Here is a 13,233-nt window from a genome sequence, read left to right as displayed (position 1 = left end):
CGCGCCGGCCGGTACCTCCCTTGAGCCACCATTTGACCGGTAGTGCACGACCGACGAAGTAAGTGACTGATGTATCCGAGATCCACCTGCACGCTCCTTCCCCCCGAAGGAACCGCGATACTGCCATTGCCGACTCGAAGACTCTTCCGAAGAGGGGCAGATACGGTGACCGACGTGCAAACCACAGAGGTAGATCCGCCTTGGGAGGGCCTGTCCGGCGCCGAGCTGCACGCTGCGTGCATGCAGGCCGCCAGAGACGGCGACCGCCGGGCGATGGCCCGCCTCGTCGAAGAGCTGACCCCGCTCGTCTGGCACGTCGCCCGGGCCAACGGCCTCGACCGCGCGGTCGCCGAAGACGTCGTCCAGACCGTGTGGCTCGCGCTCTTCAGCCAGCTCGGCAAGCTGCGCGACCCCAAGGCCCTCGCCGCCTGGCTGATCACCACCACCCGCCGCGAGGCCACCCACCCGTTCGGCCGCCGCGTGCAGCCGGTGCCGCTGAGCGACGAAGTCGCCGAAGCCATGCCGAGCACCCAACCGGCACCCGAAGACGAAGCCGTCCGCGCCGACCGCGACCGCCGGGTCTGGCGCGCCTTCGTCCGGCTGCCCCACCGCTGTCAGGAACTGCTCCGGCTGACCGTGCTCGCCGGTCGCGCGGAGTACCAGCTCGTCGCCGAGGCGCTGCGCATGCCGCGCGGCAGTGTCGGCCCGACCAGGGGTCGCTGCCTCGACCAGATGCGCGATCTCCTCGCCAGTGAAGGGGGAAGCCGATGAACGACCTCGGGGCGCCGGGGGGCCAAGCCTCCTTCGGTGACGACGTGCTGCTGGCCGATATCGGCCGCTTCCTCGACGAGCTGGATCCGCCACCGGGTGACCTGGTGCAGCGGGTCCAGTTCGCGCTCGCCCTCGAGGACCTCGACGTCGAGGTCGCCCGGTGGGAGCGGGTGGACAACCTCGCCGGCGTCCGCGGCGGCGGCACCGGCACGATCACGTTCACCGTCAGCGACCTGACGGTGATGATCAACCTGACCAAGATGGGCAAGCTGCACCGCATCGACGGCTGGCTGGTCCCGGCGGGCCAGTACGGCGTCGAGGTCCGCGTCGCCGAGCACGGCACGTCGTCGACGACGGCCGACGAAGGCGGCCGGTTCGTGCTCGACAACGTGCCGCGCGGGACGACGCAGATCCTCGTGCACCTCGGCGACGTGTCGTGCCGCCGGACCGTCGTGACGCCGACGGTCGTGCTCTAACCCAGGAAGTCGGCCAGGGGGACGGGAATCAGCCCGTCCTTCTTGGCCTGCTCCACGAACGCCGTGTAGTCCTCTTTGAACGTCTTCCGGAAGTGCATCAGCACGATGTCGCCCGGCCGGAGCTTGTCGCCCACCTGGAACTGGACGTGCCCGTCGTTGACCGCGGCCGTCCACAGCACCGAGGCGCGCATCCCGCAGGCGGCCGCCGCTTTCAACGTGTTCTGGTCGTAGTTGCCGAACGGCGGCCGGAACAGCGACGGGCGGATGCCGAGGCTCTTCTGGAAGTCGTCGGCGTCGTCGCAGATCTCCTTGCGCTGGAACTCGTACGGCTTGCCCTTGAGGTTCGGGTGGTTCACCGTGTGGTCGCCGAGCGTCGCGCCCGTCGCGTCGAGGATCTGCTTGAAGTAGGCCTCGTGGCCCTTCACGTACTTCTGGTTCAGGAACAGCACCGGGTGGGTGCCGTTCTGCTGCATCAGCTTGAGCGCGTCGGGGTCCTGCACCGCGCCGTCGTCCATGGTGAGGAACACGTACGGCTTGTCCGTGGTGATCCGGCGGATGAGCGGGACCTGGCCGTTCTCGATCGGCGGCGCCTTCTGCTGGACCGTGCCGAACGGGTACGGCCCGGACGTCTTCACGCCGGGACTCCCGCCCTGGGGTGCCGGGTTCGGCTGGCTCGTGCCGGGCCCGGGCTCGTCCGGTCCGCCCGTCGAACAGGCCGTGAGCGCCAACACGGCCACGGCCAACCCCGCCACCACTCGCTTCATCCCGCGTCCCCTCTCTCGCGGTGATCACGAAGACCACCCGAAAGAGTGACGTCGAGGAGTTGGGGGAAGTTGCGCCGGACGATCTTCTGTGGCCCGGCGCACGCAGGTCAGCGCCCGGTTTCGGCCGCCTTGACCAGCATGCCGGAGATTAGCCGGATCACGACCCGGAGCGTCGCGGCCAGTGCCGGGCCGCTCCCGCGAACCGGCTCGGTGAACGTGCCCGTCCATCGCAGGTGCGTGCCGCCACCGGGAGCCGGCGTGAAGAGCACCTCGGCGCGGTAGTCCTTGAGCGGCTTGCCGGTGGCGAAGCCGTAGACGTGCTTGCGGCCGGGCTCGTACTCGAGCGTCTCCTCGCGGATCAGCACCGGCCACAGGCCGACCTCGCGGACGGCGCCGACGCCGTCCGGCTCGGTGGCGCCCCGGCGCGCCCAGCGGGCCTGGACGATCAGTGGCTTTCCCCACTCCGCCCAGCGCGGGCCGTCCGCTTCGAGCGCGAACAGCACCTCCGGCGGCGCGGTGCTCGTGCGGTTGACCTCGTACGAGTACTTGCGGCCCACTCGAACCTCCCGCGTTGTTGACGGACTGATAATTAATCGCGTCCGGGGGCGTAGGTCAAGATGAGGGGGTGAGCACGCCGCGCCCCGACCTCGCCGCGCCGCACTGGCTGGTGCAGCTCCTGCGCAGCTCGCCGGTACCGGTGCCGTGGAACATGGTCGCCCGGGCCGTGGTCGCGCTGGCCGTGCCGCTCGCGATCGCCTACGCGGCGGGTGACATCGCCGTCGGCGCGCTCATCTCGACCGGCGCGCTGCCCGCCGTGCTGTCCGAATCGGCCGGGCCCTACAGCTACCGCGCCCGGCGGCTCGGCGGGGCGACGCTCGCCGCGACCGCCGGCTACCTCGTCGGGCTGCTCACCGGCGGCACGCCGGCGCTGTCCGTGCCCGCGGTCGTCCTGATCGCCGCGGTGTCGGCGGTGATCAGCGCGGCCGGCAGCAACGCCTCGGTCGCCGGGCTGCAGATGCTCGTGTTCGGCGTGCTCGCCACCGGGCAGCACGCGACCGGCGTCCGCGTCGAGGTCCTGTTCGGGTACTTCTGCCTCGGCGCCGCCTGGAGCTTCCTGGTCGCGCTCGTCACCTGGACCGTCCGCGCGACCAGCCCCGAACGCACCGCCGTCGCGCACGTCTACGTCGAGCTGGCCGCGATGCTCTCGGCGACCGACGAAGCCGTCTCGCGGGTGGCCCGCCACCGGCTGACCACGGCGATGAACACCGCCTACGACCAGCTGCTGACCGCGCGTTCGTGGCTGTCCGGCCGAGACGCCGCCTACCGGCAGCTGCTCAACCTGCTCTCGGCGACGACGCCCGCCGTCGAGGCGTCGGTGGCGATGGTCAACGCGGGCCGCCGTCCGGCGCAGGAGGTCATCGACCACTTCGTCGCGCTCTCCGCGGCGGTGCTGGCCGGCCAGCCGCTGCCGCCCCCGCCGCCGGTGCCGCCGGGCGACCCAGACCCGGTCCTCGCCGCGCTCTACGCGGGTCTCGTCCGGATCGGCAAGGGCGACGACCGCAAGCGCCGGGAGCCGACGCCGTGGTACCGCCGCCTGCGGGAGTGGGCGGGCTCGCTCGCGTCCGGCCCGCTGACCTGGATCGCCGCGCTGCGGCTGACGTTGTGCGTCGCGATCGCCGAGGTCGTCGGCCTGCTCGTGCCGCTGGAGCGGTCGTACTGGATCACCCTGACCGTCGGGATCGTGCTCAAGCCCGACTTCGGGTCCGTGTTCGGCCGCGCGGTGCTGCGCGGCATCGGCACGGTCATCGGCGTCGGGATCGGCGCCGCCGTGCTCGGCCTCGGCGCTCAGGGGTGGGTGCTGGTGGCGCTCAGCGCGGTCTTCGCCGGCGGCATCGCGGTGGGGAAAGTGCGCAACTACGGCATCCAGAGCGCCTTCGTGACGCCGTTGATCATCCTGCAGATGGGCCTGGCCCACACCGGGAACTGGAGCGTGGTGCTGGCGCGGCTGGTCGACACCGTGCTGGGCTGCGTGATCGTGCTCGTCTTCGGCTACCTGCTGTGGCCGGGCAGCCGGCGCCCGCAGGTCGGCGGGCGGCTGGCCGACGGGCTGGACGCCGTCGCGAAGTACGTCTCCCACGCGCTGGTCGAGGCCACGTCGGGCGAGGCGCGGCTGGCGCGCTCGCGGGCACGGCGCGGGGCGTACCGGGCCCTGGCCGACCTGCGGACGGCGTTCCAGCAGGCCGTCGTCGAGCCGTCCGCGAACGGCCGCCAGGCGGTGGCGTGGTGGCCGGTGATCGCCGCGCAGGAGCGCGTCGCGGACGCCGTCACCGAGGTCGGCGTGACGATCGGGCGGGGCGTGCCGCCGCCGGACCCGGCCGACGTCGAGCTGCTCACGGCCGCGCTGGGCGAACTCGCGTCGGCCGTCCGGGAGCAGCGGGAGCCGCGGTCGATGCCGCTGCCGGACGCGGAGCAGCTGTCCGGCGTGGTCGACCAGCTGGAGTCGGCGTTCGACGCCGTCCGCGGCCCTGACCTGGTGGAACGCGCACCCCTGCGGCTCGTCCGGCGGTTCCTGCCCTACCACAGGCGCACGTGAGGATCGTGCGGTTCAATGCACCCATGGGAATCGACTTCGAAGCGTTGAAGGGCAAGGCCGAAGAGGCCCTGCGCGAGCACAACGACAAGATCGAGGAAGGCCTCGACAAGGCCGCCGACTTCGCGAAGTCGAAGTTCGCGGGCCACGACAGCCAGATCGACGGCGGCGTCGAGAAGGCGAAGGACTTCCTCAACAAGTTCGACACCACGCCGGACAACCCGCCGGCGCAGTAGTCACTGCACTTCGCCGGTCGCGATCCCGTCCGCCAGGCCGGTGATCCGGCCGCCGCGCTCGCCCAGTGCGATCAGGCCTTGCCGCGCGTCCGGCGCGGTGAGGCTGATCCGCACCCCGGCGCGTTCGACGTCCAGGCTGGCCGTCAGCGCTTGCGCGCCTTCGTAGCCCGCGTTGATGGTGGCCGCGAGCCCGCCGGTCGACGCGAGCGAGCCGCGCGCGGCGCCGAGCCGGCCGAGTGCCTCGTCGACGATCGGCAGCAGCGCGTCCCGGTTGCCTTCGGTCATCGCGCGCACGAGCTGCGGGTTCGAGCCCGCGACGCGCGTCCCGTCGCGGTAGGACCCGGCGGCCAGCGACATCGCCAGCGGGCCGCCCTCGGCACCGATGGTGGCCAGGATCGCCGCCAGCAGGTGCGGCAGGTGCGAAATCCGGGCGACGGCCTCGTCGTGCGACTCCGCGGGTAGCGGGACGACGTGCGCCCCGATGTCCAGCACGAGCTTCGCCACCTCGGCCCAGGCTTCGAGGTCGGTGTCCTCCTCGACGGCGACCACCCACGCGGCGCCCTGGAACAGCGACGCGTCCCCGGCCAGCCAGCCCGACTTCGACGTCCCCGCCATCGGGTGCCCGCCGACGTACCGCGTGTAGGGCACGCGGCGGCGGACCGCGTCCAGTACCGGCGCTTTCACGCTGGTCACGTCGGTGAGCAGGCAGTGCGACGCGTGCTGGTTGACCAGGCGCAGCAGGTCTTCCACGGCCGGGAGCGGCACGGCGAGCACGACCATGGCGTCCTCGGCCGCGGCCCGGTGCAGGGCCGCTTCGACGTCCGTCGTGACGTCGAAGCCCGCTCTGCTCGCCGCGTCGGCGTCCACTTCGGAAACGGCGGCACCCCACGCGGTGCGGCCGCTGGCGGCCGCCGCGCGCAGCAGTGATCCGCCGATCAGCCCGAGCCCGATCACGCATACGTCTCGCACGGGGCCCATCCTGCCAGTGCCGAGCCCGCTTCGGGCTACAGCGCGGCCGCGAGCCGCGTCCCCTGGTCGATCGCGCGCTTCGCGTCGAGCTCGGCGGCGACGTCGGCACCGCCGATCAGGTGCACCGGCAGCCCGGCCGCCCGGAGGTCGTCGGCGAGGTCCCGCACCGGCTCCTGCCCCGCGCAGACGACGACCGTGTCGACGTCGAGGAGCCGGGGCACGCCGTCGACGGTGATGTGCAGGCCGGCGTCGTCGATCCGCTCGTAGGTGACGCCGGGGAGCTGCTCGACGCGCTTGGCCTTGAGCGCGGCCCGGTGCACCCAGCCGGACGTCTTCCCGAGCCCGGCGCCGATCCCGGACTTCTTGCGCTGCAACAGGAACACCTGCCGCGGTGACGGCTCCGGCCGCGGCGTGCCGAGCCCGCCCGCGGCCTGTTCGGGGTCGGTGACACCCCATTCGGCCAGCCAGGTCTCGCGGTCGAGCGCCGGGGACGTGGTGTGCGTGAGGAACTCGCTGACGTCGACGCCGATGCCGCCGGCCCCGATCACCGCGACCCGCGCGCCGACCGGCTTGCCGTGCTTCACGACGTCCACATAGGACAGCACCTTCGGGTGGCCGATCCCGGGCAGCGACGGCACGCGCGGCGCGACGCCGGTGGCCAGCACGACCTCGTCGAAGCCGGTCAGTTCGGCCGCGGCCACGCGCTTCCCGAGGTGCAGTTTCACGCCGGTCACTTCGATCCGCCGCCGGTAGTAGCGGATGGTCTCGGCGAACTCCTCCTTGCCGGGGATCTTCCGCGCGATGCCGAACTGGCCGCCGATCTCGTCGTCGGCTTCGAACAGCTCGACGCTGTGTCCGCGGTCGGCCAGCGCGGTCGCGGCGGCGAGGCCCGCGGGACCGGCGCCGACGACCGCGATGTGCTTGGCCCGCCGGGTGGGCGCCAGCGTCAACGTCGTTTCGTGGCCCGCGCGCGGGTTGACCATGCAGGACACGAGCTTGCGCTGGAAAGCGTGGTCCAGGCAGGCCTGGTTGCACGCGATGCAGGTGTTGATCTCGTCCTCGCGGCCGCTCTCGGCCTTCCGGATCCACTCGGGGTCGGCGAGGAACGGCCGCGCCATCGACACGAGGTCGGCGTCGCCGCTGCTCAGGGCCTCCTCGGCGACCTGCGGCATGTTGATCCGGTTCGAGGTGACGACCGGGATGCCCACGTGCGGCTTGAGCTTCCCGGTGACCCAGGTGAACGCGGCGCGCGGCACCGACGTCACGATCGTCGGCACCCGGGCCTCGTGCCAGCCGATGCCGGTGTTGATGATCGTGGCGCCGGCGGCCTCGACCTCCTGGGCGAGCGCGACGACGTCGTCCCAGCGCTGGCCGCCCTGGACGAGGTCGAGCATCGAAAGCCGGTAGATGACGATGAAGTCGTCGCCGGCCTTTTCCCTGGTGCGCTTGACGATCTCGACGGCGAACCGGCGCCGCTTCTCCGGCGTGCCGCCCCAGGCGTCGGTGCGCTTGTTGGTGCGCTCGGCGAGGAACTGGTTGATCAGGTATCCCTCGGAGCCCATGATCTCGACGCCGTCGTAACCCGCTTCGCGCGCGAGAGCGGCGCAGTTCGCGAAGGCGTCGATCTGCTTGCGGACGCCGTAGCCGGTCAGCGCGCGCGGCCGGAACGGGTTGATCGGCGCCTTGATGCCCGACGCCGACACGCTGAGCGGGTGGTAGGCGTACCGGCCCGCGTGCAGGACCTGCAGCGCGATCTTGCCGCCGGCGTCGTGCACCGGCGCGGTGAGCTGCCGGTGCGCCTTCGCTTCGGCGGACGTCGTCAGCTTCGAGGCCAGCGGCAGCAGCCAGCCGGTGCGGTTCGGCGCGAAGCCGCCGGTGACGATCAGCCCGGCGCCGCCGCGGGCGCGCTCGGCGTAGTACTCGGCCAGCGCGGGGAAGTGCGCGGCCTTGTCTTCGAGGCCGGTGTGCATCGAGCCCATCAGGACGCGGTTGCGCAGGGTCGTGAAGCCGAGGTCGAGCGGCGACAGCAGGTGCGGGTACGGGCTCATCGGGCGTCCTTCGGGTGGGGGAGGGCGGCCAGGACTTCGTCGAACCACTCGACCTGGCCCTCTTCGGCGCGGATGCCGCCGCGCAGGACCAGGTACTGGTGCAGGTTCCGGCCGGTCAGCGCGGCCGGCGCGGGGAAGTCGCGCTTCTCGATCTGGCGGTAGACGTCGAGGCGTTCGGCGTGCTTCGCGCGGTGCCGGCCGATTTCCTCGGCGACCTTCGCCGGGTCGCCGAAGGTGGCGCCCCGGATCTTGACGGCCAGCTCGACCGGCCCGGCGGCCTGATTGGGCTCGGCCAGCCAGCGCACGAGCTCGGCGTGGCCGGTGTCGCTGACGGTGTAGACCTTCTTGTCCGGCCGTCCCGACTGCGCGACGACGTCGACGGCCACCCAGCCGGCCTCTTCCATCCGCTTCAGCACGCGGTAGATCTGCTGGTGGGTGGCGCTCCAGAAGAGCCCGATCGACTTCTCGAAGCGCCGCGTGAGCTCGTAGCCCGAACCCGCGCGCTCGGACAGCGAAACGAGGATCGCGTGCTCCAGTGCCATGCTGGCAGGGTCCTATGCAACGAGTTGCAGTGCAACGAGGCGCGCATCACTTCACCCGCCCGGGTGGGATAAATCGGGTCGACTTCACCCCGGAAAAGACCAGGATGGGAGGAGTGCACCCGGTACTCGAACTGATCTCCGAACGGATGGCGGCGGGCAGTGTCCCGGGAGAACGCACCGACGGCCGTCGCCTCGCGCTCGCCATCGAGGGCGGCAGCAGCCGCGGCACCTACTCCAGCGGCATGGTCCTGGCCCTCGACGAACTCGGCGTCACGCGAGCGTTCGACGCCGTCTACGGCTCGTCGGCCGGCGCGCTGAACGGCGCCTGGCTGCTCTGCGGCCGCTCCTCGACCGGCGTCCGCACGTGGTGGAACCCGGTCGTCATGCGCCGGATCATCAACCCGCTGCACACCTTGCGCGGCCGCGCGGTGATCGACCTCGAATACCTCGTCCACCAGGTCTACTCGGTCCTGGAACCGATGGACTTCCCGGCGATCCTCGCCAACCCGGTCACCTTCCACCCGCTGGCCACCGACGCCGACACCGGCGAGTCAACCGACCTGCACCCCTTCCTCGGCGACGTCGACGCGATCAAGGTCGCGCTCGCGGCGTCGTCCTGCATGCCGGTGCTGGCCGGCCCGCCGATCCCGATGGCCGGCCGCCGGTTCGTCGACGCCGGCGTGGCCGAGCCGATCCCGTACCGCACCGCGCTGGCCCAGGGCGCGACCGACGTCCTCGTGCTGCGCACCCGCCGCGCCGACGAGCTGCCGCTGCCGCCGCCGCGCGTGCACGACGTCGTCGTGCCGCGGTTCCTCCGTCGTCAGGCACCCGGCGCGATCCCGGCCTGGCAGGACACCTACCGCCGGGACGTCGAGGACGAAGAAACCCTGGCGGCCGACCCGCGGATCCTGAGCATCCGCCCACCGGCGGGCGCGCCGGACGTGGCCGTGCTGGAGCGCGACCCCGACGTGCTGCGCAAAGCCGTCGACCTGGGCAAAGGAGCTGTCCTCGACGTGCTGGACAGCCTGCGCGAAGCGTCTTAGGGCTTGCGCGCGATGCCGCCGATCACGCGTGACTCCGACGGCGAGCCGGCGAACACGGTGTGCTCGTCCGGGTGCCACGCCGGGGCGTAGACGAGTCCCGGCTCCAGCATCGGCCAGCCGCCGAAGAAGCGTTCGAACTCGGCCATCGTCCGCAGGAATCCCGGGTTCGTCGTGGTCTCGTAGTACTCGAGCAGGTCGAGCAGCGCCTGCCGCTCGTCGTCGTTCACCGGGTTCTCGTTGGTCATCTGCGACAGCACCAGCAGCGACCCGGGGGCGAGCCGGGAGCGGTAGAACTCGAGCAGCCGGTCCGGGTTCTGCTCGTCCTTGACGAAGTGCATGACCGCGTTGATCACCAGGGCGATCGGCTGGCGCACGTCGATGATCTCCGACGCCTTCACCCGCTCCCAGAGGTCGTCCGGCTGCAGGAAGTCCGCGGCGATGGCGTGGTGGCGCTCGGGGTCGGCGGTGTCGGCGAGCAGCAACGTCGAGTGGGCCAGCGCGATCGGCTCGTTGTCGATGTAGAGCACTCGCGTGTCCAGTTCGGGGCCGGCCTCGTCGGCGACCTCGTGCACGTTGCCCGCCGTGGGCAAACCGGAGCCGACGTCGACGAACTGCCGGATGCCTTCGCGGACGCACTGCCGGATGGCGCGGCCGAGGAACTGCCGGCTCGTCAGGCAGTACTCGCCGATGAGCGGCAGCCGGGCGCGGACCTTTTCGGCGAAGTCGCGGTCGATCGCGTAGTGGGTGTTGCCGCCGATGAAGTAGTCGTAGATCCGCGCGGCCGACGGCCGGTCGAGGCTGCTTTCGACGGCCTTCAGCGCGTCGTCGTGGTTGATCATGACCATCCCTTCGCGGCCCATGCTGCCACGGGCACGATCACGACGGCGACAACGCCTCCCGATAGCGGTTGACCGACTCCGTCAACCGGTCCAGCTCGGCGCGCATCCGGGCGAGCCCGGCTTCGTCCAGGTTCATCGCCGCGCCGATCACGTCCGGGATGTCTCGCGCCTTCTCGTGCAGCGCCTTCCCGCTCTCGCTCAGGCTGACGCGGACCGAGCGCTCGTCGTCGGCCTGCCGGTTCCGGACCACCAGGCCCGCGGTCTGCAGCCGCTTGAGCAGCGGCGAGAGCGTGCCCGAATCGAGGTTCAGCTCGGTGCCGAGCTCCTTGACCAGGCGGTGGTCCCGCTCCCAGAGCGCCAGCATGACGAGGTACTGGGGGTAGGTCAGGTCGAGGTCCTCCAGGACGACCCGGTACAGCGACGTCACCGCGCGCGACGCCGAGTACAGCCCGAAGCAGAGCTGGTCGTCCAGCCGCAGCGATGCCATGGGCGGCCTCCTTCTGTCGTACCCGTCGATCGTCCTCGACATCGTGCTTGACGGCAACTTAAGTGCCCTGCATCTCATTGGGCTCAAATTAGTTGCGCACAACTGAATTGCGAGCTACCTTCGTGACATCAGCTTCCACCCCCGAGGAGGACGAGATGACCGCCAACCCGCACAACCTGGCCCTCGAACCGGCCGCGCAGGCGTTCGCGGAGGCCACCGACCAGCCGCCGTACCTGTTCCAGCTGCCGCCGGAGGAGGGGCGCAAGGCCGTCGACGGCGTCCAGGACGGCGAGGTCGCCATGGCGCCGGCCGAGATCGAGGTGCTGACCGTCCCGGGCGGCCCGAACGGCGACGTCGAGACGCGAATCGTCCGCCCCGCCGGTGTCGAGGGTCCGCTGCCGGTGATCGTCTACATCCACGGCGCCGGCTGGGTGTTCGGCGACTTCCACACCCACGAGCGGCTGGTCCGCGAACTGGCGGCCGGCGTCGGCGCCGCCGTCGTCTTCCCCGAATACAGCCGTTCGCCCGAGGCGCGCTACCCGATCGCCATCGAAGAGAACTACGCCGTGGCGAAGTGGGTTGCCCAGCACGGCGCCGAGAAGGGGCTCGACACCGCGCGCATCGCGATCGCCGGTGACTCCGTCGGCGGGAACATGACCGCGGCGCTGACCATCCTGGCCAAGCAGCGCGGCGACGTCACCTTCAAGCAGCAGGTGCTCTTCTACCCGGTGACCGACGCGAACTTCGACACCGAGTCGTACCTGAAGTTCGCCGAGGGCTATTTCCTCGGCCGCGAAGGCATGAAGTGGTTCTGGGACCAGTACACGACGGATCCCGCCCAGCGCGCGGAAATCACGGCGTCGCCGCTGCGCGCGTCGCTCGACGAGCTCGCCGGGCTGCCGCCGGCCCTGGTGATCACCGGCGAAGCCGACGTGCTCCGCGACGAAGGTGAGGCGTACGCGGCGAAACTGCGTCAGGCCGGCGTTCCCGTCACCGCCGTCCGGTACCAGGGGATCATCCACGACTTCGTGATGGTGAACGCCCTCCGCGAGACGCACGCCGCCGAAGCCGCCGGCCGTCACGGTGCTGTCGCGGGCACTCGCGAAATAGCTGAGAAAACGCTGAGTGTGCCGCACGTTGCGGACCTATGAGCCAACTCACAGGTCCGCAACGTGCAAGCCGGGTCAAACGTGATAAGTACGCGAGTCCCGGGGGGTCGGGGAGCGCATTCGCTGCCCGCCCGGAAGGACCGTTGCCATGCACCTCAGCCGAATCCGGCTCGACTCGCCGATCACGATGATCATCGTGATCGCGGTGACCCTGCTCGCGATCATCGCCGTTCCGCTGTTCTGGGAGCGGTGGAAGCGCAAGCTCGTGGGGCGCACCGCCACGATCCTCTGCGCGGTCGTCGGCATCGTCGTCACCACCGGCCTGACCGGCAACATGATCGGCGGCTTCTTCCCGACGGTCGGCTCGCTGCTCGGCACCGGCGTGTACGCGGCCGACACCATCGACGCCGAGACGAGCCGGAACGGCGAGAACCTCGACCTCGTCCGCGACGTCGGCGTGGCGCGCGCCAAGGAGGGCAAGGGAACCGTCGTCCACATGAAGGTGACGGGCCGGCGCACCAAGCTCACCCGGGACGTGACGGTGTACCTCCCGCCGCAGTACTTCGAAGCGAGCTACCAGGGCCTGAAGTTCCCGGCGATCGAGTGGATCCCGAACTACCCGTCCGGGCCCGAGGTCGTCACCGACGGGTACAAGCTCCCCGAACAGCTCGACGCGGCGATCGCCAGGCACGCGCTGCCCCCGGTCGTCGTGCTCATGCCGGACCCGACGGGCGTCCCGAAGATCGGCCACGACACCGAGTGCGTCGACGAGGTCAACGGCACCGCGAACGACACGTACCTGACGGCGGACCTGCGCGAGTGGGCTCTGGAGAAGCTGGGCGTGTCGGCGGACCGCAAGGCCTGGACGTTCGCCGGCTGGTCGTCCGGCGGCTACTGCGCGATGAACCTCGTGACCCGCCACCCCCAGTGGTACGGCCAGGCGGTGAGCGTCAGCGGCTACGACCGCGCGCAGATGGACGCCGAAACCGAGAACCTCTACAAGGGCCGCCAGGACGTCGACGACGCCAACAACGTCGGCATCACGGTCCGCCTCCACCCGTCCCCGGTGGACATCCTGGCCATCTGGGGCGAGAAGGAGAAGTTCGAGAGCGCGGCGGCCGAGCTGATCCGCGCCGGCGTCCGGTCGCCGGTCCGGTTCCAGTCGTGGCAGGTCCCGGACGCGGGCCACAACATGAACACCTTCAAGTCCCAGATCCCCGACATCCTCACCTGGATCGGCGCCCACACGACGCCGCCGGCCCCGGCGGGCCGGAAGGTCGACACCACCGGCGGGGTGCAGCCGTGGCCGCTGCCCCGGACGGGCGCGGTCGGCGGGCTGACGGACACCGACCAGTAGCC

At 71.1% G+C, this 13,233-nt stretch carries 14 protein-coding genes; 7 read left to right on the top strand and 7 right to left on the bottom strand.

The annotated features are described in order from the left end of the window. Positions 1 to 165 precede the first annotated feature (165 nt). Positions 166 to 771: an RNA polymerase sigma factor gene (locus I4Q55_RS00190; protein WP_206783953.1), complete on the top strand. Its 606-nt coding sequence runs from the start codon at positions 166 to 168 to the stop codon at positions 769 to 771. Continuing rightward, a complete protein-coding gene (locus tag I4Q55_RS00185) occupies positions 768 to 1,247 on the top strand; it encodes a carboxypeptidase regulatory-like domain-containing protein (protein WP_206783952.1) in 480 nt (159 codons plus the stop codon). Before I4Q55_RS00190 ends, I4Q55_RS00185 begins: the two co-directional genes overlap by 4 nt. On the opposite strand, the gene I4Q55_RS00180 is transcribed toward I4Q55_RS00185, so the two are convergent. Next, positions 1,244 to 2,011, bottom strand: a complete 768-nt coding sequence (locus tag I4Q55_RS00180) for a polysaccharide deacetylase family protein (RefSeq protein ID WP_206783951.1) — start codon at positions 2,009 to 2,011, stop codon at positions 1,244 to 1,246. The two genes, I4Q55_RS00185 and I4Q55_RS00180, sit on opposite strands and share 4 nt — an antisense overlap. A 107-nt stretch (positions 2,012 to 2,118) precedes the next feature. Continuing rightward, positions 2,119 to 2,568, bottom strand: a complete 450-nt coding sequence (locus tag I4Q55_RS00175; RefSeq protein WP_206783950.1) for an SRPBCC family protein — start codon at positions 2,566 to 2,568, stop codon at positions 2,119 to 2,121. Between the two features lie 68 nt (positions 2,569 to 2,636). Between I4Q55_RS00175 and I4Q55_RS00170 the strand changes: the two genes are divergently transcribed. Together I4Q55_RS00170 and I4Q55_RS00165 are read left to right on the top strand one after the other, a co-directional pair. Then, positions 2,637 to 4,604 carry an FUSC family protein gene (locus tag I4Q55_RS00170; protein WP_206783949.1) on the top strand — a complete coding sequence of 656 codons (1,968 nt, stop codon included), beginning with the start codon at positions 2,637 to 2,639 and terminating at the stop codon, positions 4,602 to 4,604. A 23-nt stretch (positions 4,605 to 4,627) separates the two neighbouring features. Next, positions 4,628 to 4,837, top strand: a complete 210-nt coding sequence (locus tag I4Q55_RS00165; protein ID WP_206783948.1) for an antitoxin — start codon at positions 4,628 to 4,630, stop codon at positions 4,835 to 4,837. Here the strand turns inward: I4Q55_RS00165 and I4Q55_RS00160 are convergent, their stop codons facing one another. The 3 genes from I4Q55_RS00160 to I4Q55_RS00150 are packed head-to-tail and all read right to left on the bottom strand — an operon-like array spanning position 4,838 to position 8,396. Then, positions 4,838 to 5,791: a prephenate dehydrogenase gene (locus I4Q55_RS00160; protein WP_206784509.1), complete on the bottom strand. Its 954-nt coding sequence runs from the start codon at positions 5,789 to 5,791 to the stop codon at positions 4,838 to 4,840. Positions 5,792 to 5,841: 50 nt separating this feature from the next. Next, a complete protein-coding gene (locus I4Q55_RS00155) occupies positions 5,842 to 7,854 on the bottom strand; it encodes an FAD-dependent oxidoreductase (protein ID WP_206783947.1) in 2,013 nt (670 codons plus the stop codon). Further along, positions 7,851 to 8,396: a PadR family transcriptional regulator gene (locus tag I4Q55_RS00150; protein ID WP_206783946.1), complete on the bottom strand. Its 546-nt coding sequence runs from the start codon at positions 8,394 to 8,396 to the stop codon at positions 7,851 to 7,853. Before I4Q55_RS00150 ends, I4Q55_RS00155 begins: the two co-directional genes overlap by 4 nt. Before the next feature lie 104 nt (positions 8,397 to 8,500). On the opposite strand from I4Q55_RS00150, the gene I4Q55_RS00145 reads away from it, so the two are divergent. Then, positions 8,501 to 9,439, top strand: coding sequence for a patatin family protein (locus I4Q55_RS00145; RefSeq protein WP_242545085.1), 939 nt, complete (start codon positions 8,501 to 8,503; stop codon positions 9,437 to 9,439). On the opposite strand, the gene I4Q55_RS00140 is transcribed toward I4Q55_RS00145, so the two are convergent. Together I4Q55_RS00140 and I4Q55_RS00135 are read right to left on the bottom strand one after the other, a co-directional pair. Continuing rightward, complete coding sequence (locus I4Q55_RS00140) at positions 9,436 to 10,278, bottom strand: SAM-dependent methyltransferase (RefSeq protein ID WP_206783944.1); 843 nt, start codon at positions 10,276 to 10,278, stop codon at positions 9,436 to 9,438. The two genes, I4Q55_RS00145 and I4Q55_RS00140, sit on opposite strands and share 4 nt — an antisense overlap. A 37-nt stretch (positions 10,279 to 10,315) precedes the next feature. Continuing rightward, positions 10,316 to 10,765: a MarR family winged helix-turn-helix transcriptional regulator gene (locus I4Q55_RS00135; protein ID WP_206783943.1), complete on the bottom strand. Its 450-nt coding sequence runs from the start codon at positions 10,763 to 10,765 to the stop codon at positions 10,316 to 10,318. 155 nt (positions 10,766 to 10,920) lie between these two features. On the opposite strand from I4Q55_RS00135, the gene I4Q55_RS00130 reads away from it, so the two are divergent. Both I4Q55_RS00130 and I4Q55_RS00125 read left to right on the top strand, forming a co-directional pair. Then, a complete protein-coding gene (locus I4Q55_RS00130; RefSeq protein WP_242545084.1) occupies positions 10,921 to 11,916 on the top strand; it encodes an alpha/beta hydrolase in 996 nt (331 codons plus the stop codon). Positions 11,917 to 12,022: 106 nt separating this feature from the next. Further along, positions 12,023 to 13,231 carry an esterase family protein gene (locus tag I4Q55_RS00125; protein WP_206783942.1) on the top strand — a complete coding sequence of 403 codons (1,209 nt, stop codon included), beginning with the start codon at positions 12,023 to 12,025 and terminating at the stop codon, positions 13,229 to 13,231. Positions 13,232 to 13,233: the final 2 nt, after the last annotated feature.

The organism is Amycolatopsis sp. MtRt-6 (genome assembly GCF_017308975.1).
In the GTDB taxonomy this organism is placed as follows: domain Bacteria; phylum Actinomycetota; class Actinomycetes; order Mycobacteriales; family Pseudonocardiaceae; genus Amycolatopsis.
The sequence above is the reverse complement of the archived record's forward strand: the minus strand, read 5'-3'. Positions and strand labels throughout refer to the sequence as shown.